The 19798-nt window shown below is 73.0% G+C and carries 18 protein-coding genes; 9 read left to right on the top strand and 9 right to left on the bottom strand.

Features of this window, described 5'->3' with window-relative positions; translation table 11 throughout:
* Positions 1–132: 132 nt before the first annotated feature.
* Entirely contained in the window at positions 133–1230 is a 1098-nt protein-coding gene (locus ACZ7LY_RS26200) for a DUF5925 domain-containing protein (RefSeq protein ID WP_471627161.1), read from the bottom strand.
* A 247-nt stretch (positions 1231–1477) separates the two neighbouring features.
* On the opposite strand from ACZ7LY_RS26200, the gene ACZ7LY_RS26195 reads away from it, so the two are divergent.
* Entirely contained in the window at positions 1478–2287 is an 810-nt protein-coding gene (locus ACZ7LY_RS26195; RefSeq protein WP_471627160.1) for an SGNH/GDSL hydrolase family protein, read from the top strand.
* A 692-nt stretch (positions 2288–2979) separates the two neighbouring features.
* Positions 2980–3249 carry a hypothetical protein gene (locus ACZ7LY_RS26190; RefSeq protein WP_471627159.1) on the top strand — a complete coding sequence of 90 codons (270 nt, stop codon included), beginning with the start codon at positions 2980–2982 and terminating at the stop codon, positions 3247–3249.
* Positions 3250–3701: 452 nt separating this feature from the next.
* Here ACZ7LY_RS26190 and ACZ7LY_RS26185 read toward each other — a convergent pair whose 3' ends face one another.
* Both ACZ7LY_RS26185 and ACZ7LY_RS26180 read right to left on the bottom strand, forming a co-directional pair.
* Entirely contained in the window at positions 3702–4484 is a 783-nt protein-coding gene (locus tag ACZ7LY_RS26185) for an ABC transporter permease (RefSeq protein ID WP_471627158.1), read from the bottom strand.
* Positions 4481–5464, bottom strand: a complete 984-nt coding sequence (locus ACZ7LY_RS26180; protein WP_471627157.1) for an ATP-binding cassette domain-containing protein — start codon at positions 5462–5464, stop codon at positions 4481–4483. Before ACZ7LY_RS26180 ends, ACZ7LY_RS26185 begins: the two co-directional genes overlap by 4 nt.
* Positions 5465–5527: 63 nt before the next feature.
* Between ACZ7LY_RS26180 and ACZ7LY_RS26175 the strand changes: the two genes are divergently transcribed.
* On the top strand, positions 5528–6253 hold the full coding sequence (locus ACZ7LY_RS26175; RefSeq protein ID WP_471627156.1) for a TetR/AcrR family transcriptional regulator: 726 nt from the start codon (positions 5528–5530) through the stop codon (positions 6251–6253).
* A 12-nt stretch (positions 6254–6265) separates the two neighbouring features.
* On the opposite strand, the gene ACZ7LY_RS26170 is transcribed toward ACZ7LY_RS26175, so the two are convergent.
* The 3 genes from ACZ7LY_RS26170 to hmgA all read right to left on the bottom strand — a co-directional run bounded on the left by ACZ7LY_RS26170 (position 6266) and on the right by hmgA (position 9921).
* On the bottom strand, positions 6266–7480 hold the full coding sequence (locus tag ACZ7LY_RS26170; protein WP_471627155.1) for a type ISP restriction/modification enzyme: 1215 nt from the start codon (positions 7478–7480) through the stop codon (positions 6266–6268).
* Between the two features lie 21 nt (positions 7481–7501).
* Complete coding sequence (locus tag ACZ7LY_RS26165) at positions 7502–8251, bottom strand: GntR family transcriptional regulator (protein WP_471627154.1); 750 nt, start codon at positions 8249–8251, stop codon at positions 7502–7504.
* 344 nt (positions 8252–8595) lie between these two features.
* Positions 8596–9921: a homogentisate 1,2-dioxygenase gene (gene hmgA, locus ACZ7LY_RS26160; RefSeq protein ID WP_471627153.1), complete on the bottom strand. Its 1326-nt coding sequence runs from the start codon at positions 9919–9921 to the stop codon at positions 8596–8598.
* A gap of 151 nt (positions 9922–10072) precedes the next feature.
* Between hmgA and ACZ7LY_RS26155 the strand changes: the two genes are divergently transcribed.
* The 5 genes from ACZ7LY_RS26155 to ACZ7LY_RS26135 all read left to right on the top strand — a co-directional run bounded on the left by ACZ7LY_RS26155 (position 10073) and on the right by ACZ7LY_RS26135 (position 16073).
* Positions 10073–10576 (top strand): hypothetical protein, encoded by a 504-nt coding sequence (locus ACZ7LY_RS26155; RefSeq protein ID WP_471627152.1) that lies wholly within the window; start codon positions 10073–10075, stop codon positions 10574–10576.
* A 9-nt stretch (positions 10577–10585) separates the two neighbouring features.
* Positions 10586–11203, top strand: coding sequence for a TetR/AcrR family transcriptional regulator (locus tag ACZ7LY_RS26150; protein WP_471627151.1), 618 nt, complete (start codon positions 10586–10588; stop codon positions 11201–11203).
* 153 nt (positions 11204–11356) lie between these two features.
* Entirely contained in the window at positions 11357–12817 is a 1461-nt protein-coding gene (locus ACZ7LY_RS26145; RefSeq protein ID WP_471627150.1) for a CitMHS family transporter, read from the top strand.
* A gap of 690 nt (positions 12818–13507) precedes the next feature.
* The gene (locus tag ACZ7LY_RS26140; RefSeq protein ID WP_471627149.1) at positions 13508–14896 is read left to right on the top strand and encodes an aldehyde dehydrogenase family protein; all 1389 of its coding nucleotides are present in this window, start codon (positions 13508–13510) and stop codon (positions 14894–14896) included.
* 94 nt (positions 14897–14990) lie between these two features.
* Positions 14991–16073 carry a Zn-dependent alcohol dehydrogenase gene (locus tag ACZ7LY_RS26135; protein ID WP_471627148.1) on the top strand — a complete coding sequence of 361 codons (1083 nt, stop codon included), beginning with the start codon at positions 14991–14993 and terminating at the stop codon, positions 16071–16073.
* A gap of 131 nt (positions 16074–16204) precedes the next feature.
* Here ACZ7LY_RS26135 and ACZ7LY_RS26130 read toward each other — a convergent pair whose 3' ends face one another.
* On the bottom strand, positions 16205–17182 hold the full coding sequence (locus ACZ7LY_RS26130; protein WP_471627147.1) for an urea transporter: 978 nt from the start codon (positions 17180–17182) through the stop codon (positions 16205–16207).
* 158 nt (positions 17183–17340) lie between these two features.
* Between ACZ7LY_RS26130 and ACZ7LY_RS26125 the strand changes: the two genes are divergently transcribed.
* Positions 17341–17838 (top strand): VOC family protein, encoded by a 498-nt coding sequence (locus ACZ7LY_RS26125; protein WP_471627146.1) that lies wholly within the window; start codon positions 17341–17343, stop codon positions 17836–17838.
* A gap of 25 nt (positions 17839–17863) precedes the next feature.
* Here the strand turns inward: ACZ7LY_RS26125 and ACZ7LY_RS26120 are convergent, their stop codons facing one another.
* Together ACZ7LY_RS26120 and ACZ7LY_RS26115 are read right to left on the bottom strand one after the other, a co-directional pair.
* Positions 17864–18907 carry a DMT family transporter gene (locus tag ACZ7LY_RS26120; RefSeq protein ID WP_471627145.1) on the bottom strand — a complete coding sequence of 348 codons (1044 nt, stop codon included), beginning with the start codon at positions 18905–18907 and terminating at the stop codon, positions 17864–17866.
* A 105-nt stretch (positions 18908–19012) separates the two neighbouring features.
* Positions 19013–19765 (bottom strand): ArsR/SmtB family transcription factor, encoded by a 753-nt coding sequence (locus tag ACZ7LY_RS26115; RefSeq protein WP_471627144.1) that lies wholly within the window; start codon positions 19763–19765, stop codon positions 19013–19015.
* Positions 19766–19798: the final 33 nt, after the last annotated feature.

Raw genomic sequence — 19798 nt, 5'->3', positions numbered from 1 at the left:
GGAGGTGGCGACGCAGTCGCCCCTCCAGGGGCGCGGGGAACTGCGCGACCAGCCACGACGAAAGTCGAGGAAACCCACCGGCCGGAGCCACCCACTTACCTAGGGGCGCGGGGAGAGCCGGGAAGGGCGTTCTCAGAGGTACAGGCCCGCCTCTGGGGAGGCCGTTCGAGGATCCGGCACTGCTGTCGGCGAGACCCCGCGGCGCAAGGCGTACAACTCCGCCAGAGTACAACCGTCCCGCCCGACCCCCTCCTCCGTGCCGAGCCACCCCACCGCCTCCCGCCGGGTAAGCGCCCCCACCTCGATCCGCGCAAGACACCGCCCGGGCCGCACCACCGCAGGATGCAACCGCTCAAGGTCCTCATTGGTGGTGACCCCGACGAGCACGTTGCGCCCCTGCCCGAGCAGCCCGTCCGTCAGATTGAGCAGCCGCGACAACGCCTGCCCGGCGGTGTGCTTCGCCTCCCCGCGGATCAGCTCGTCGCAGTCCTCCAGGAGCAGCAGCCGCCATCGCCCCTTGGCCGTGCCGTCGTCCTCCCCGATGGCGATGTCCATGAGGTAGCCGACGTCGGAGAACAGCCGCTCGGGGTCGAGGACGCAGTCCACCTGGCACCAGTCCCGCCAGGACCGCGCGAGCGTACGCAGCGCGGAGGTCTTGCCGGTGCCGGGCGGCCCGTGCAGCAGGAGCAGCCGCCCGGCGATGTCCTCGGGCCGGGTCTTCATCAGCCGGTCCATCGCGTCGGCGACCGGGGCCGTGTAGTTGCCCCGCACCTCCTCCCACGTACCGGCCGAGATCTGCCGCGTGGTGCGGTGCGGGCCCCGGCGCGGGGAGACGTACCAGAAGCCCATCGACACGTTCTCCGGCTGCGGTTCGGGCTCGTCGGCGGCGCCCTCGGTCGCGGCGGCGAGGACGCGCTCGGCGAGTTCGGCGCTGGTCGCGGTGACGGTGACGTCGGCGCCCCGGTTCCACCGGGAGACCAGGAGCGTCCAGCCGTCGCCCTCGGCGAGCGTCGCGCTGCGGTCGTCGTCGCGGGCGCTGCGCAGGACGCGCGCCTGGGGCGGCAGCAGCGTCGCGCCGGCCCGCACCCGGTCGATGTTGGCGGCGTGCGAGAACGGCTGCTCGCCCGTGGCGAAGCGGCCGAGGAACAGCGCGTCCACGACGTCGGAGGGCGAGTCGCTGTCGTCGACACCCAGCCGGACCTGCAACGCGTCGAAGGGGTTGGCAGACATGCCGCCATGATCCGGCACACGGGCGCCGCCCGCACGGCATTTGCGCAGCGCGCCCCCGGCGCCCGTACGGCGGGGAGCGCGCGTCTACGGGCGTAGCGCACGGCAGTTGGGGGTATGACCCGTCCGGGCGTCGCTCTGACATGTACCTGTAATCGAACGGCAGACGAATGTCAGGCGTGAGTACTTCCCGGTAACTGGGCTCCGTGGTACCACGGTTGCGGCAGAGATCCTGCTAAAAGGAGGTTCCATGAGACGTTCCCGATTTACGGCATACGTGACCTCGTTCCTCTTCGCCGCCACGGTCGCCCTCACCGGCGCGGGCGTGGCGCACGCGGCCGGCAGCGCCGCCCCCACCGGCTACGTCGCCCTCGGCGACTCCTACTCGTCCGGCGTCGGCTCCGGCAGCTACGACAGTGCGAGCGGCGACTGCAAGCGCTCCACCAAGGCGTATCCGGCCCTGTGGGCGGCGGCCCACTCACCCTCCAGCTTCGCCTTCACGGCGTGCGCGGGCGCTCGTACGGGTGATGTCCTCGCCAACCAGCTCGGCCCGCTCGGAGCCGGCACCGGCACCGTCTCGATCACCATCGGCGGCAACGACGCCGGCTTCTCCGACGTCATGACCACCTGCGTCCTCAACTCCGAGAGCACCTGTCTCGACCGGATCAACCAGGCACGCGCCTACGTCACTTCGACCCTGCCCGCCAAGCTCGACCAGGTGTACCAGGCGATCAAGGCCAAGGCTCCGAACGCCCGCGTCGTCGTTCTCGGCTACCCCCGCTTCTACAAGCTCGGCGGGTCCTGCATCGCGGGCCTGTCCGACACCAAGCGCTCCGCCATCAACAGCGCGGCCGACCTGCTCAACTCCACCACCGCCAAGCGTGCGGCCGACAATGGCGTCGCCTTCGCGGATGTCACCCCGGCCTTCACCGGGCATGAGATCTGCTCCGGTTCCGCCTGGCTGCACAGCGTCAACTGGACCAACATCGGCGAGTCGTACCATCCGACGGCCGCCGGGCAGTCGGGCGGCTATCTGCCCGTCTTCACGTCAGCGGCCTGACGGCCTGTCTTTGCGGCGCCGGTGAACGGTGGTGGCCCCCCGCCCGGGACTGAGGGTCACCACCGCGTGCCCTGGGGTCGTCGTTCACCTGCGGCCCGGTGGGTGGCTGGTCGCGCAGTTCCCCGCGCCCCTGGAGGGGCGGGGCTTCGCCACCTCCTCCCCTGGGGAGCTGGGGCGAAGCCCCGCTCCTCAGGGGCGCGGGGAACTGCGCAACGTTCAGGGCAGCGGGCCTCACCTCGATGACTCCCCAGGGGCGCGGGGAACTGCGCGCTCAGCCACGACGAGAGTCGAGGATGGCCACCGGGCGGGGCCGCCCACCCAAGCTGCTGGCGACCCCCGCCGCTGGACTCCCTGTCCCCTAAACACCCATCCGTACTGATGATCACGAGCCACGCGTGAGATCACCCACGTTCCCCGAACCCCCCGACACGCCGTCCAGGCCCCCGGCTTGACCTCACCCCACTCCTCACTCACCGTCACAGGCCCCCCGAAGCGCGCCGCATTCCGGACGGAAAGACGCCCAGCTTGTCCAACTCACCCTGAATTCAATCGAATTCGGAGAGTGACCGACAAGGGGGCGTCAACCCCAGGGCGGGGGAGGTGAATCCTGCGCCCGGGATACACGGGGGTGGCGATGGGGCGATAGGGTTAACCTGCCCGGGCCGGGTGCCCTCGTACGGGTGGGGAGTGACATGGAACAGATAACAGTGCGCAGCAGGCCACGAGTGCCTGCGATCACCTGCGGAAGCAGCGCGACCAGCTCGCGGCTCGACCGCCATCTCTCGGTGCTCGGCGGCCCCGCCGTCCCGCAGCGCGAGACGGTCGAGGCGACGACGCTGATGCGTGAGCTGACCGCGCGTGACGTCGCGCACGAGCGCAGTGGACGTCGCGCACGGGTGCGCCGCGTCTCGCTGTTCGCGCCCCTGCGGCGACTGCGCCGCTCGCTGTTCGGCGGCCACTAGGCGCTTCCCTTCGGATCAGGCCGGGCTCACGGATTCCGTGACCGGCCCGATCCGAAGGGCAGGCTCCAGGCCGCCCGACCGGCAGGGCCGAGGCCCGCGTCCCACCGCGCGCCACCAGGCGTACCGCCGCGCATCTTCGTGACCGTCATCCCCACGGCATGCGGCGGACGCCCCGGCGCGGGACAGGGCCGCGGGCCTCGGCCGTCTCCGGCCCCCCGACCCACCCCCATACGGCGCCGTACGGCTCACCCACACCCAGCGCCATCCGGCTCACCGGCAGCGCCGACTCCCAGCCCCTCCGGCGCTTGAGGAGCGGGGGCTGGGGCAGCGCCCCAGAGTGCCGGGTGCGAGGTGGCTGGTCGCGCAGTTCCCCGCGCCCCTGAGGGGGCTGGCCTCAGCGCCGACTCCCAGCCTCCGGCCCGGACGTGCCTGGCCCCCGGCGCCACACGAACTCACCCGCGCCCGCAGCGCCGTACGGCCGCCGGCGCGCACAGCAGGATCAGCGCCGCGCACCAGGCCAGCGAGCCCGCCACGGGATGCGCCACGGGCCAGCTCGCGCCGTGCGGCACCGGCGCGTTGCCGAAGAGGCCCCGTACCGCCGTGCACACCGCGCTGATCGGGTTCCACTCCGCGAGCGTGCGCACCCAGCCCGGCATCCCGTCCGTCGGGATGTACGCGTTCGACAGCAGCGGCAGCATGAACGTGGCGCTGCCCAACTGGCCCGCCGCCTCCTCGCTGCGCGAGAGGAGCCCGAGCAGCACGCCCACCCAGGTCGTGGCGAACCGGAACAGCAGCAGCAGCCCGAACGCGCCGAGCGCCCCCGCCACCCCGCCCTCGATCCGCCAGCCCATCGCGAGCCCCACGAGCACCAGCGGCACCAGGCCCACCGCCGCCGTCACGAGATCCGCGACCGCCTGCCCCAGCGGCACGGCCGCCCGGCTCACCGGCAGCGTCCGGAAGCGGTCCATCACGCCCCGGTGGGAGTCCTGCGCGGCGGTGAACATGCCGGTCATGACCCCGTTCGCGGCCGTCGCCACCAGCATCCCCGGCACGAGGAACGCCCGGTAGTCGGTGCCGGGCATCGCCAGCGCGGTCCCGAACACGTACCCGAAGAACAGCAGGAAGACGATCGGCATCGTCTGCGTCATGATCAGGATCGCGGGCGCGTGCCGGGCGCGCCGCAGATGGCGGCCCAGCATCGCCGTGCCGTCGTACAGGATCGCGGTGCTGCTCATGCGGCGGCCTCCTCGGTCGCGGGGGTGGCGGGGGAGCGGGTCGGGGTGAGGCGCAGGAACACCTCGTCGAGCGTGGGCGGGCGCAGCGTGGCGTCCACCACGGGCACGCCGGACGCGTCGAGTTCGCGGACCACGCGCGGCAGCGTGAGCGCCGGGTCGAGGGCGACCGCGCCGACCGTGCGCCGCTCGCCGTCGATCGCGGGGCGGGCGCCGGTGAGCTGGTCGAGGACGACGGCCGCCGCGTGCAGCGCGCGCTCGCCCGCGTCCTCGGCGACGACGACCTCGGCGTAGTGCCCGATCCGCGCCTTGAGTTCGGCCGGGGTGCCGGAGTGGGCGGCGCGGCCCTCGTCGATCAGGACGACCTCGTCGGCGAGCCGGTCGGCCTCTTCCAGGTACTGCGTGGTCAGCACGACGGTGGTGCCGGTACGGGACAGCTCGCGCACCGCGTCCCAGATGCCGGTACGGCTGTGCGGATCGAGGCCCGTCGTCGGCTCGTCCAGGAAGAGGACGGCCGGCCGCGTGATCAGGCTTGCGGCGAGGTCGAGGCGGCGCCGCATGCCTCCCGAGTACGTCCGTACGACCCGGTCGGCCGCGTCGGTGAGCGCGAACCGATCGATCAGCTCGTCGGCACGCGCGCGGGGCGCGCGCAGCAGGCGGGCGAACAGCCGCAGGTTCTCGCGGCCCGTCAGATCGTCGTCCACCGACGCGTACTGGCCGGTCACGCCGATGCGGCGGCGCACCTCCTGCGGCGCGGCGCGGACGTCGTACCCGGCGACGAGCGCGCGCCCCGCGTCCGGCCGCAGCAGGGTCGTCAACAGGCGTACGGCCGTCGTCTTGCCCGCGCCGTTGCGCCCGAGCAGACCGCAGACCGTGCCCTCCCGCACGGCCAGATCGAGCCCGCGTACGGCGTGGACGGCCTTCGTGCCAGTGCCGAAACGCTTCTCCAGACCTTCACTAAGTACAGCGTACGTAGAAGTCATGGCGACACCGTACCGCACTACGTACGGCGTACGTAACTACGATGGTGCGAGAGGTGATGATCCATGCCGGTCAAAGCGGCCGAACCCGCAGTGATCTGGGCGCGACCCGAGCGCGCCGGAAGGGGCCCGCGTCCCGCGCACAGCCGCGCGGACATCGCGGCCGCCGCCGTGCGCGTGGCCGACGCCGAGGGCATCGACGCGGTCTCCATGCGCCGCGTCGCCGCCGAACTCGGCATGGGCACGATGTCCCTGTACAACTACGTGCCGCGCAAGGAGGACCTGTACGAGCTGATGGTCGACGCCGTCAGCGCCGAGTACGACTACGCGGAGCCCACCGGAGACTGGCGCGCCGACATGCTCGCCCTCGCCCGGCAGGCCCGCGCGATGATGCACCGGCACCCGTGGATGCCGCGCCTGATGTCGCCCGTGTACGGCTTCAGCCCCAACGCCCTGCGCTACCTGGAGCACTGCCTCGGCCTGCTCGACCCGCTCGCCCTGCCCTACGGCACGAAGATGGAGCTGATCGCGGCGGTCACCGGCGTCGTCACCACGTACGTCGCCAACGAGATCGCCACCGAGGAGCGCACTCGCTCACTGCCCTGGAGCGCCGAGCAGGAGCAGGCGGTACGGATCGCCTACCTCGGCGGCCAGGTCGCCTCCGGCCGCTACCCGCGCCTCGCCGCGGCCTTCAGCGAGGACGCGGGCCCCATCGACCTGGAAGCCGTCTTCGAGCGCGCGCTGCGCAGGACCCTCGACGGATTCGCGGCGGAAGCGAGCGGAGCCGGATAGCGGCCCGGGGCGCTACAACAGGGCGAACTGGCCGCCCGGGCCCTCTTCTTGATGGCCGAGGACCGTCGCCGGGCGGCGCGCCGACGCGGGCACGGGCAGCACCCCGGCCGCCCGCAACGCCTCGGGCGTGATGAGGTCGTCGCCCAGCGCCTCGGTCAACTCGTCCACCTCGGCGGTCAGTTCGGCGAGCAGGGTCAGGACCGTCACCAGCTCCAGCAGCTCCGACGTCCACGCCTGCGGCCAGGACGCGGGACGCACCGCTGTCAGCGTGCCGCTCTCGCCCGGCGCGGTCCGCGCCGCGCACCACTCCTCGATCACCCGGGCCGCGCCCACCCGGAACTCCCAGGCCGCCTCCGACACCGGCGCGATCCGGCCCTCCCCGAGGAGCAGCGCCTCCTCGCCGGGGTCGTACGCCGGTGCGCCTGGCCGCGCGGGCAGCGGCGCGCGCACGTACGGGCGGCGGCCGCCGGGCAGCCTCGGGCGGTCGGCGCCCTCGCCGCGCAGGGCCGACCGCAGGGCCCGCGCGCCGAGTTCGACGCCCCGCCGCCACACGTCCGGGTCCGCGGGCAGCGGCACCCGGCACTCCTTGCCGTCCCGGGCCGCCGCCACCAGCACCCACGCGAACAGGTCCCGCTCCGACACCGGGTGCCCGTAGCCGGCGGACAGGTGGGCGAGCAGGCCCGGCGCCACGTTCGGCTCGGCGCCGCCGGGGCGCCGGTACAGCGGGCGGATCCGGCCCGGGCGCCCGTCGTACGAGCGGCCCCGGGGCAGCACCGCCGACGCCAGCACCGGCGGGGCCGCGCCCGGCTCCGGGGGCTGCTCCACGAGGAACAGCTGCGCCGCGTCCGCCACCCGCCACAGCTCCGGGCGCGCCGCGTCGATCAGGCGCTGGTCCGGGATGAGCCACCGCTCGTCGAAGGGGGCGTGCAGCAGCCGCACCGGTTCGGGGCAGGGCCCGAGCGTCCCGGCCAGCGGGCGGGTGCCGGCGCCCTCGACGCCGGGCAGCCGGGCCGCCGCCGTGTGCAGGGTGCGGGCCCGCGACTCCCCGAGCAGCGCCGCCCGCCGCGCCGGTCCCGCCGCGACGAACGTGTCCCAACGCGCCCTCAGCGTCGCCGCGTCCGGCGCGACCGGCCAGTCCCGGCCGAGGGTCAGCGGGGCCACGGACCACGGCATGAGGTCCGCGAGCGGTGTCGCGTGGATCAGCCCGTCGTTCGTCACGCCCGGCATGCTACGTCCCCGGCCGCGCCCTCAGTCGGCGTCCAGCGTCACCGTGAACGAGAAGCGGTCGCCGCGGTAATGGATCACCGCCACGTCGAGCACCCGGCCGTCCTCGTCGTACGTGATGCCCGTGTAGTGCAGGATCGGGCTCAGCAGCGGCACTTGCAGCAGGCGGGCCGTCTCCGGGTCGGCGAGGCGGGCCTCCACGGAGTCCGTGATGCGGCTGATCCGCACGCCCACGACATCGCGCAGCACCTTCGTCATCGGCCAGCGCACCAGATCGTCCACGTCCAGGCGGTCCGCCAGTTCGGGGCGCAGATAGTTGCGGGCGTGGTTCGTGGGCTCGCCCGTCTTCTCGTCGCTGCGCAGGCGGTGGTACGTGGCGACGGTCTCCGTCCCCGGGAACTGGTCCGCGTACGTCACCGGGACCGGGGCGGGGCCGTGGTCGAGCAGGCGGGTCGTCATGCCGGACTGCTGCGCCACGATCGCGTCCACCGAGCCCAGCAGGCGGACCGGGGCGCTCTGGTGGGCCTCCGGTTCGATGAACGTGCCGCGGCGGCGGTGCCGGGTGATCAGGCCCTCGTCCTCCAGCTCCTTCAGGGCCTGGCGCATCGTCAGTACGGAGACGCCGTAATGGGCGGCCAGTTGTTCCTCCGTGGGGAGGCGCAAAGGGTCCTGGGGGGAGCGGCCGAGTATGGAGGCGCGCAGGGACTGCGACACCTGATACCAGAGCGGCAGCTTGCGGTTCAGGACGATCGAGTCCGGGGCGAATGAGGTCACGGGTTCATCCGTATCGGTCCGGGCCCCCCATTTCAACCGGACGGTTCCTGTGAGCGGGTACGAGGGGCAGCCCCCTGGGGTCGCGGTTCACCTGCGGGTCCGGTGGTGGGCTGGCCGCGCAGTTCCCCGCGCCCCTATCGGGGCCCGGGGGAGGTGGCGACGTAGTCGCCCCTCCAGGGGCGCGGGGAACTGCGCGACCAGCCACGACGAGAGTCGAGGACGAAGAACCCACGGGCCGGCCCACTCACCTGGGGGCGCGGGGAACTGCGCGAGCAACCACGACGAAGCCGAAGACGAAAACCCACCCCAGGGGGCTGGGCCCACCCCGAACATGCCAGGCGCGGCTAAGCGCGGTAGTGGCGCTCCAACCCCCGCCACACCTCGTCATACCCCTCCTGCAAAGATCCCCCCAAAGCCTGCGCAGCAACCGTCACGGGCCACCGCGTCTCGAACATGAACGCCAGCCCGTCATCGACCTTCCGCGGCACCAGCTCAGCCGCGGAGGCCCGATCGAACGTCTCCCGGTCGGGCCCGTGCGCGGACATCATGTTGTGCAGGGAGCCCCCACCCGGCACGAACCCGCCCTCCCCGGCGGTCTTCGCGTCGTACGCCCCCTCGATGAGCCCCATGTACTCGCTCATGACGTTCCGGTGGAAGTACGGCGGGCGGAACGTGTCCTCGCCCACCAGCCACCTCGGCGCGAACACCACGAAGTCGACGCCCGCGAGCCCCGGCGTGTCCGAGGGCGAGGTGAGGACCGTGAAGATCGAGGGGTCCGGGTGGTCGTAGGAGATGGACCCGATGACGTTGAACCGCCGCAGGTCGTACACGTACGGGACGTGATTGCCGTGCCAGGCGACGACGTCGAGGGGGGAGTGGTCGTAGCGGGCGTGCCAGAGGTTCCCGCAGAACTTGTTGACGACGTCGACCGGGCGGTCCAGCTCGTCCTCGTCGTACGCGGCGACCGGCGCCCTGAAGTCCCGTGCGTTGGCAAGGCCGTTGGCCCCGATCGGGCCGAGGTCGGGGAGCTGGAAGGGCGCCCCGTAGTTCTCGCAGACGTACCCGCGCGCGGTGTCGTCGAGCAGCTCCACCCGGAAGCGCACCCCGCGCGGCACGAGCGCGACCTCGCCGGGGCCCGCCGCGAGCAGCCCGAACTCCGTGCGCAGCAGCAGCCCGCCGCGCTCGGGCACGATCAGCAGCTCGCCGTCCGCGTCGCTGAACACCCTTTCCGTCATGGAGGAGTTGGCGTGGTAGAGGTGGACGGCCATGCCGGTGCGCTGCGTCGCGTCACCGTTGCCGCCGAGCGTCCACAGGCCCGCCAGCCAGTCCGTGCCCGGCGCGGGCGCGGGCAGCGGGTCCCAGCGCCGCCGGTTGGGGTCGGGGACGGTCTCCGTGAAGGGGGCCGTGCGCACCGACCCGTTGTCGATCCGGGTGAACTCCGGGTGCGCCGCCGACGGGCGCACCCGGTACAGCCACGAACGCCGGTTGTGCGCGCGGGGCTCGGTGAAGGCCGTGCCGCTCAACTGCTCCGCGTACAGCCCGAGCGGCCCGCGCTGCGGGGAGTTGCGCCCCACCGGGAGCGCGCCCGGGACCGCCTCCGAGGAGTGTTCGTTGCCGAAGCCCGGCAGATACGTGAGGCTCTCGGCCGTCTTGCGTGCGTCCCCGCTCATCAACGCTCCCTCGTCCACAATTCCTATGCTCAACCGTAGGATTGCCCGGAGGCCCGCGCAAGAGGGCGCGGCGCACGGCCGACTCGTCCCTCTGACGTATTCCTCCTCGCGGCGGATCCGCGAACGTGAACAGTCCTCTACTGTCCGGGACATGCCGCGAAGACCAGGGCCCCGCGCCCTCGCCGCCGCCCTCCTGGCCTGCGCCCTGCTCACCGGCGCCACCGGCTGCGGCGACGCGCCGGGACCGCGCGGCGCCGGCACCCTCCTGGAGCGCACCGACGCCGAGGGCAACCGGCTGCGCCAGCTCCCCGCAGACGAGGCGCCCGAGGCCGGGTTGACGCTCACCCCCGACCCGGGCGGCGACGGCTTCGACGTACGGATCACGCTCCGCCGCTTCCGCCTCACCCCCGCCGGCACCGCGCCCCGGGCCGTCCACGGGCGCGGCTACGCCCGCCTCTACCTCGACGGCCGCTTCCTGGCCGGCGCCCGCACCCGCGACCACCGGCTGCCCGGCGCCGCCCTCAGCCGCGGCACCCACCGGCTCGCCGTGCGCCTGTACGCCGACGACCACACCGCGTGGGCCGTGGACGGCGAACCCGTCGAGGCCACCGCCGACCTCACCGCGTCCGGCACGGACGGCGCGCCCCCGCCGTAGGGTTGCCGCATGCACCGACCGAGCCACCCGACCTCCCTGCGCCGGGCCCCCGTTCAGCAGCGCAGCGCCGAGCGGCTGAGCCGGATACTCGACGCCTGCGCCGAACTCCTCGACGAGAGCGGCTACGAGGAGTTGAGCACCCGCGACGTCGCTCTGCGCGCCGACGTTCCCATCGGCTCGGTCTACCGCTTCTTCAGCAACAAACGCGCCCTCGTCGACGCCCTCGCCCAACGCAACCTGGAGCGCTACGCCGAGCGGGTCCGCGCCCGCCTCGCCACCGTCCCCGCCGACGACTGGCGCACCGCCATGGACGCCGTACTGGACGAATACCTCGCCATGAAGCGCACCGCGCCCGGCTTCGCCCTCGTCGACTTCGGCACCCAGATCCCCATCGGCGACCCCTCCGCCGAGCCCAACCACCGCGTCGCCGACACTCTCGGTGACCTGCTGCGCCCCCATCTGCGCCACCCGCAGGACGACGTGCTGCACCGCACGTTCCTCGTCGCCGTCGAGACCGCCGACGCCCTGGTCCGGCTCGCGTTCCGCCTCGACCCCGACGGCGACCCCGACGTCATCGCGGAGACACGGCAACTCCTGCGCGCCTACCTCGCCCGCATCCTCGACTGACCGGCCCCCTGGTCGTCACACGGCTGTGACCTGGAGTTTTGCGCTTATTGCTCGCGCGTCAACATCTTGTTAACGCGCGGAGACGGCCCCTAACGTCTCGCTGACCGCCACCCCCGGGCGGAAGTTCGACGGCGAACGATAGGAACCCACCCCATGCTGACGATCCTCGGATTCGTCATGATCGCCACCTTCCTGGTGCTCATCATGATGAAGAAGGTGTCGCCGATCGCGGCCCTCGTGCTCATCCCCGCGCTGTTCTGTGTCCTCGTGGGCAAGGGCGCCCACCTCGGTGATTACGTGATCGCCGGCATCGGTGACCTCGCGCCCACCGCCGCCATGCTCATGTTCGCCATCGTCTACTTCGGTGTGATGATCGACGTGGGCCTCTTCGACCCGATCGTGCGCGCGATCCTGAAGTTCGCGAAGGCCGACCCCGTACGCATCGTCGTCGGCACCGCCGTGCTCGCCGCGATCGTCTCCCTCGACGGCGACGGCTCCACCACCTTCATGATCACGGTCTCGGCGATGTACCCGCTGTACAAGCGCCTCAAGATGAGCCTCGTCGTGATGACCGGCGTCGCCGCCACCGCCAACGGCGTCATGAACACGCTGCCCTGGGGCGGGCCCACCGCCCGTGCCGCCACCGCGCTCAAGCTCGACGCCGGTGACATCTTCGTGCCGATGATCCCGGCCCTCGCCGTCGGCCTCGTCGCTGTCTTCGCCCTCTCGTACGTGCTCGGCCGCCGCGAGCGCAAGCGGCTCGGTTTCCTCTCCCTGGACGAGGCCACCGAGACGGTCACGGAGAGCGCCGACGAGAAGGTCCTCGTGTCCGCAGGCTCCGGCTCTGGTTCCGGCTCCGGCTCGGCCGCGGGCTCCGGCTCGGCCGCGGGCTCCGGCTCGGCCGCGGGCTCCGGCGGCGGTGTGGGCGGGGGCGACACGGCACCCTCGTACGAGAACGACGAGGGCGAGACGTTCGCCGGGCTCGACCCGCGGCGGGCGACCCTGCGGCCCAAGCTGTACTGGTTCAACGCCCTGCTGACCGTCGTCCTGCTCACCGCCATGATCATGGAGGTGCTGCCGATCCCGGTGCTGTTCCTGCTCGGCGCGGCGCTCGCCCTCACGGTCAACTTCCCGCACATGCCCGACCAGAAGGACCGGATCGGGGCCCACGCGGAGAACGTCCTCAACGTCGCCGGCATGGTCTTCGCCGCCGCGGTCTTCACCGGCGTCCTCCAGGGCACGGGGATGGTCGACCACATGGCCAAGTGGGTCGTCAGCGGTATCCCCGACTGGATGGGGCCGCACATGGCGCTCGTCACCGGGGTGCTGTCGATCCCGTTCACGTACTTCATGTCCAACGACGGCTTCTACTTCGGCATCCTGCCGGTGCTCTCCGAGGCGGGGGCCGCGCACGGGGTCTCCTCGCTGGAGATCGCGCGGGCGTCGCTTGTCGGGCAGCCGTTGCATATGTCGAGCCCTCTTGTGCCGGCGGTGTATGTGCTGGTCGGGATGGCGAAGGTGGAGTTCGGTGATCACACCCGGTTCACGGTGAAGTGGGCGGCGCTGACGGCGCTGGTCATCCTGTGTGCGGGGTTCCTCTTCGGAATCTTGTAAGCGGGGGTCGCTGGCGCTGGCGGGTCCCTGAGGTCGTCGTTCACCTGCGGGTGAGTGGAGGCTGGCCGCGCAGTTCCCCGCGCCCCTTATGGGACTGCCCCCTGAGGTTGGCCTTCACCTGCGGGCCGGTGGGTGGCTGGTCGCGCAGTTCCCCGCGCCCCTTCGGGGCACTACCGTGCGTGGTTGTCTGCGGGTGCGTGGGGCTTCTCGCGCAGTTCCCCGCGCCCCTGGAAGCGGGGCTTCGCCCCAGCTTCCCCAGGGGGGAGGTGGCGACGCAGTCGCCCCTCCAGGGGCGCGGGGAACTGCGCGACCAGCCACGACGAAAGTCGAGGAAACCCACCGGCCGGAGCCACCCACCCACCCCAGGGGCGCGGGGAACTGCGCGAGCGACCACGACGAAAGTCGAGGTAACCCACCGGCCGGAGCCACCCACCCACCTAAGGGGCGCGGGGAACTGCGCGACCTCAGCTACGAGCAGCCTCCGCCGGAGAACTCCCCAGGGGCGCGGGGAACTGCGCGAGCGACCACGGCGAAACCGTCAGTCGGAGGAGCCGCCCGAAGGGGCACCCCCCAAGAAACGCCGGGAACCGCCCGACCAGCCGCACCCCCAGCCCGTACATTGACCCTGGTGCTAGAAAACTATCGCCGCTAGTTTGGAGGGGACCGAGGACGCGGACGCGGAGGCGTGACATGAAGGCGCACGACGGGATGTACATCGACGGCGCCTGGCGCGCAGCGACGACCGACGAGAAGATCCCCGTACACAACCCGGCGACCGAAGAGGTCATCGCCCACGTCCCGGCGGGAACCCCCACAGACGTGGCCGCGGCGGTCAAGGCGGCCCGCACCGCACTCCCCGCATGGTCGACCACCCCACCCGCGGAGCGATCCGCCCGCCTGACGGCCCTCCGCGACCGCCTGGCCGCCCGCAGGGACGAGATCGCCGAGACGGTCACCGCGGAACTCGGCGCCCCCTTGAAGTTCTCCCAGACCGTGCACGCCGGCGTCCCCGTACTCGTCGCCGGCTCCTACGCCGAACTCGCCGCCACCCACCCCTTCGAGGAGAAGGTCGGCAACTCCGTCGTCTACAGCGAGCCGGTCGGCGTCGTAGGCGCCATCACCCCGTGGAACTACCCGCTGCACCAGATCGTCGCCAAGGTCGCCCCCGCGCTCGCCGCAGGCTGCACCGTCGTACTGAAGCCCGCCGAGGACACCCCGCTGACCGCGCAGCTCTTCGCCGAGGCCGTCCACGAGGCGGGCGTCCCCGCGGGCGTGTTCAACCTCGTCACCGGCCTCGGCCCGGTCGCCGGCGAGGCCCTGGCCGCGCACCCGGACGTGGACCTCGTCTCGTTCACCGGCTCCACCGCCGTGGGCCGCCGCATCGGAGCCGTCGCGGGCGGCGCCGTCAAGCGTGTCGCCCTCGAACTCGGCGGCAAGTCCGCGAGCGTGATCCTGCCCTCCGCCGATCTCGCCAAGGCCGTCGCCGTCAGCGTCGCCAACGTCATGGGCAACTCCGGCCAGACGTGCAGCGCCTGGACCCGCGTCCTCGTCCACGCCGACCAGTACGACGAGGCCGTGGACCTCGCCGCCGAGGCCGCCGCCAAGTACGCCGACCGCATCGGCCCGCTCGTCAACGCCAAGCAGCGCGAGCGCGTCCGCGGCTACATCGAGCAGGGGATCGCGGAGGGCGCCCGGCTCGTCGCGGGCGGCACCGACACCCCGCACGAGCGCGGCCACCACGTCCCGCCGACCGTCTTCGCGGACGTCACCCCCGGGATGACCATCGCGCAGGAGGAGATCTTCGGCCCCGTCGTCTCCCTGCTGCGTTACGCGGACGAGGACGAGGCCCTGCGCATCGCCAACGGCACCGTGTACGGGCTCGCCGGAGCCGTCTGGGCCGGTGAGGAGGACGAGGCCGTCGCCTTCGCCCGCCGCATGGACACCGGCCAGGTCGACATCAACGGCGGCCGCTTCAACCCCCTTGCCCCCTTCGGCGGTTACAAGCAGTCCGGCGTCGGCCGCGAACTGGGCGGCCACGGGCTCGCGGAGTACCTCCAGACGAAGTCCCTCCAGTTCTGAACTCCCGCCCCCGGCACTCCAGTTCCGGCCGCTTCGTTGCGAAAGCTCCGTTCCGGCCGTTCCGTTCTGACCGTTCTGAGGAGTCACGTACGTCATGGTCCGCGCCGCAGTTCTGCCCGCCGTCGGCTCCCCGCTGGAGCTGACCGACATCGACCTGCCCGACCCGGGCCCCGGTGAGGTCCGCGTCCGGCTGGCCGCCGCCGGCGTCTGCCACTCCGACCTCTCGCTCGCCGACGGCACGATGCGCGTCCCCGTCCCAGCCGTGCTCGGCCACGAGGGCGCCGGAACCGTCGTCGCCGTAGGAGAGGGCGTCGGCCATCTCGCGGAGGGCGATCAGGTCGTCCTCAACTGGGCGCCCGCGTGCGGCCGTTGCCACGCCTGCTCGCTCGGCGAGGTCTGGCTGTGCGCCGACGCGCTCGCGGGCGCGGGCCGCGTCCACGCCCGCCGTGCCTCGGACGGCTCCGACTTGCACCCCGGTCTGAACGTCGCCGCGTTCGCCGAGGAGACCGTCGTCCCCGCCGCCTGCGCCCTGCCGCTGCCCGATGGCGTCCCGCTCACCGACGCCGCCCTCCTCGGCTGCGCGGTCCTCACCGGCTACGGCGCCGTCCACCACGCGGCCCGCGTCCGCGAGGGCGAGAGCGTCGCCGTGTACGGGGTCGGCGGCGTCGGACTCGCCACCCTCCAGGCCGCCCGCATCGCCGGCGCCTCGAAGATCGTCGCCGTGGACGTGACGTCCGAGAAGGAGGACCTGGCCCGCCGCGCCGGCGCCACCGACTACGTCGTCGCCTCCGAGCGGACCCCGCGCGAGATCCGCGCCCTCACCGGCAAGCAGGGCGTCGACGTCGCCGTCGAGTGCGCGGGCCGCGCCGTCAGCATCCGCGCCGCCTGGGAGTCCACGCGCCGGGGCGGGCGGACCACGGTCGTCGGCATCGGCGGCAAGGACCAGCAGGTCACCTTCAACGCCCTGGAGATCTTCCACTGGGGCCGCACCCTCAGCGGCTGCGTCTACGGCAACAGCGACCCGGCCCGCGACCTCCCCGTCCTCGCCGCGCATGTCCGCGAGGGCCGCCTCGACCTCGGCGCCCTCGTCACCGAACGCATCACGCTCGACGGCATCCCCGCCGCCTTCGACAACATGGCGGCGGGCAAGGGCGGCCGCGCGCTCATCGTCTTCTGAGCCCCGGCACCCCCGGGACACCCGCATCGCCGGGGGCACCCCGCCCGGCCCCCCGCGCCAGGAACGCGTACGCCCCCGGCCGCCCCGCGAGGGGACACGCCGGGGGCGTCCGTACGGGAAAGCCGGCCTGGTCAGTCCCGCAGCCGCGTGAACGAGCGGGCCGCCGCGAGGAACACCAGCGTCGTCAGCACGAACGGCCAGGTGAACGTGTGTCCGCCCGAGGGCGCGAACAGCGCCGCCATCGACGCCGTCACCGCCGTCGCGGCCACGGCGCCCACCCCCGCGTACGCGAGCGTGATCCCGCGCGCCGGGAGGAACACCCCGCACAGCGCGAGCGCCACCAGCACCGCGTTGTAGCCCATCGTGCCGTCGGTGACCTGCGCGGCCGGGGCGCCCATGGCCCACGCCGCCGCGATCCCGACGACGCTGCCGAAGCAGGCGACCGCGCCGACCCGCCGGCTCGCCACGAAGAGGCCGGCGAGCAGCAGCGCGCCCACGTACCACTGCGGCATGAAGAAGATCTGCGAGAAGTTGCGGAAGAACGCCCGCCACAGGTCGTCCGGGCCGAGCGAGGTCGAACCGGCCGCCGCGTGCGTCAGCGCCGCCGGGTCGGGGCCCTCGTGCCAGACCCGCTGGAAGCCGGGCGCCGCGATGGTCAGCGCGCCCGCGAGCAGGCAGTACGGGAGTGTGAGGGAGGGCAGTTCCCAGGTCGCCAGGACGTTCACCACGGCCGCCGTGACGACCGTGACGACGACGCAGCCGAGCACCGCGACGAGCACCGTCGAGACATGCTCCGCGCCGAGGAACACCGCGCAGCACAGCGCCGTCAGACAGGCGTTGAACCCTTCGAGGCCGGTCGTGACACGGGTGCGGTCCACGCCGAGCGCGACCGCGGTGCCCGTACCCACGGCGGTGCCCACGAGCGCGTACACGCCGTACTCCCAGCCGGAGGCGAACATCGCCACGGCGAAGAAGAGACCGGCAAGTGCGCGGGGCAGAAAGGTGACTTGACCGTATCCGCGCAGCACCTGAAGACCGAACTGTCTGGAGCCGGACGCCCAACCGCCCCCGGATTCCCGGGCCGTCGAGCCATCGGCGATCCCTGCCATCCACCCCTCCCGGGTCACGGGCGTGCGGTCCACGCCAAGCCTGTGCACTGTACAGGTACTTCCTGAGGGGACGAGGGGCGGTCCGGGCGATGAGTTCCGCGGTTGCGGGCGGTCCTTCCTACGACAAGCCTGACCGTGAGCGACGAAGGAGACGCGTCATGACCACGTCCGACAGCCAGGGCCCCCGCGGCCCGCAGAAGATCCGTCCCTGCCTGTGGTTCGACGGCGACGCCGAGGAGGCCGTGGAGTTCTACGTCTCCCTCTTCCCCGGCTCCGAGATCCTCACCGTGCAGCGCTGGGGCGAGGAGGGACCCGGGGAGGCCGGCAAGGTCCTGACCATCGAGTTCCGCCTCGCCGGCACCGAGTACCAGGCGCTCAACGGCGGCCCCGAGTTCCACTTCACGGAGGCGATCTCGCTCTCCGTCGACTGCGCCGACCAGGCCGAGGTCGACACCCTGTGGGAGCGGCTGACGGCGGACGGCGGCGAGCCTGGCCCCTGCGGCTGGCTCAAGGACCGCTTCGGCCTGTCCTGGCAGATCGTGCCGCGCCGCCTGCCCGAACTCCTCGCGGACCCGGATCCGGCGCGGGCCGGGCGGGTGATGGCGGCGATGATGAAGATGGGCAAGCTGGACGTGGCGGCTCTCGAATCCGCGTGACCCCGCCGGATGCGGGGCGGGCGGGTCAGGAGGTCGTCGGCGCGTTCTCGCCGGCCCCGGAGGCGGCCGCCTCCGGGGCCGCCCCCGGGCCCGCCGTCGGGGCGGTTTCCGAGGTCGTCTCCGGGGTCGGCGTGGCCGTCGGCTCCGTGACCGCCGGCGCGGTCCGCGCGCGGGAGCGCGACACGGCCACGCCCGCCAGGCACAGCACGCCGCCGAGCAGCGTCAGCAGCCCCGGCACCTCGCCGAGGAACAGCCAGCTCAGCAGCACGACGATGGCGGGCACCGCGTAGGTCGTCGCGCCCATCTTCCCGGCGGGCGTACGGGCGAGAGCGAAGCTCCACGTCGTGAAGGCGAGGGCGGTCGGCACGACGCCCAGGTACACCATGTTGAGCGTCGCCGACAGCGGCGCCCGGGGCAGCTCCGACGCCAACTGCCCGGCGAACGGCAGACAGGCCGCCGCGCCGATGAAGCAGCTGAACGCCGTGATCTGCAACGGCGTGCCGTACGACAGGGCGGGCTTCTGCGCGACGACACCCGACGCGTACGCCACCGCCGCCAGCAGGCACAACACCACGCCGAGCAGGGAGGTCGAGCCGCTGTCGCCGCCCGAGGACCCCGAGGACATGGACAGGCCCACGACCGCGGCGCCCGCGAACGACACGGCCATGCCCGCCATCAGGCGCGGCGGCAGCCCCTCGCCCAGCAGCCGGGCGGCGAGCAGGGCCATCAGGATCGGGCCCACGTTCACCAGGAGGGCGGCCGTACCCGCGTCCACCAGCCGCTCGCCCCAGTTCAGGACCACCATGTAGCCGCCGAACCAGAGCAGCCCCGAGATCACGATGCCGCGCCACGCGCCGCGCGGGGGCAGCCCCTCGCGGCGGATCAGGACCAGCGCCCCGAGCACGACGGACGCGGCGAGCAGCCGGCCGAGGGCCAGTGCGCCCGGTGAGTAGGCGGCGCCCGCGCTGCGGATGGCGACGAAGGCGGAGGCCCAGGCGCACACGGTGAAACAGACGGCGCCGACGATCAGCGCGGCGGGGGAGCGGGTCAGGGCCCGGGGGGAGGTCATGCGGCCGAGTATAAGCGCGCAACTATTCGGTGCACACCGAAATATCGACCGCCCGCCGTCACCTCCCCCAGTCCCACGCCTTCGGGGGTCAGCCCAGCAGCCCGCTCAGTCCCACGCCTTCGGTGTCAGCCCCAGCAGTTCGGCGAACGCCCGCTCGCCCGCCGGCGTCACGCACAGGCCCCGGCCGCCGCCCTCGGGGCGCACCACCCACTCCAGGCGCAGCGCCTGCGCGCACAGCCGGGCGCCCGCCACCCCGCCGAGGTGGCGGCGGCGCTCCGTCCAGTCCAGGCAGGAGCTGGCGAGCGGGCGCCGCCCCCGGTGGGCGAGGTCGATCCCGGCGTCCGCGCACCACGCGAGGCCCGCCGGGGTCAGCTCGAAGACGCCCTCCGTACGCAGCAGCCCGCGCTCGGCGAGGGCGTCGGTCACCGCCATCCCGAGGCGCCCCGCGAAGTGGTCGTAGCAGGTGCGGGCGCGGGCCAGCGGATCGGGCGCCGCCACCACCGGCACGAGGTGCGCGGCGTCGCGGTCCGGTACGGCGTGCGAGGCGAGCGCGTCGATCAGGCGGGCCGTCGCCGTGTCGGTGATCCGCACATAGCTGTGCCGCCCCTGACGCTCCGTCACGCAGATGCCCGCGTCGAGCAGTCGGGTCAGATGCCCGCTCACGGTCGAGGGCGCGACCCCGGTGATCCGGGCCAGCTCACCGGCCGTCCACGCGCGCCCTTCGAGCAGCGTCATACAGATCGCGGCCCGGGTCTCGTCGGCCAGGGCGGCGGCGAACGCGGCGAGCCGGGCGGCGGGCGCGGGCGCGTCCGTGCCGTCCTCGGTGGGGGCTCCCGGCGCGGGGCGGAGGTCGGTCATACCCCCAGCATGCCGCAAGAGTTCGGCGGAGGC

This window comes from Streptomyces sp. NPDC107550 (assembly GCF_055639095.1).
This window is presented reverse-complemented; position numbering and strand designations above follow the sequence as displayed.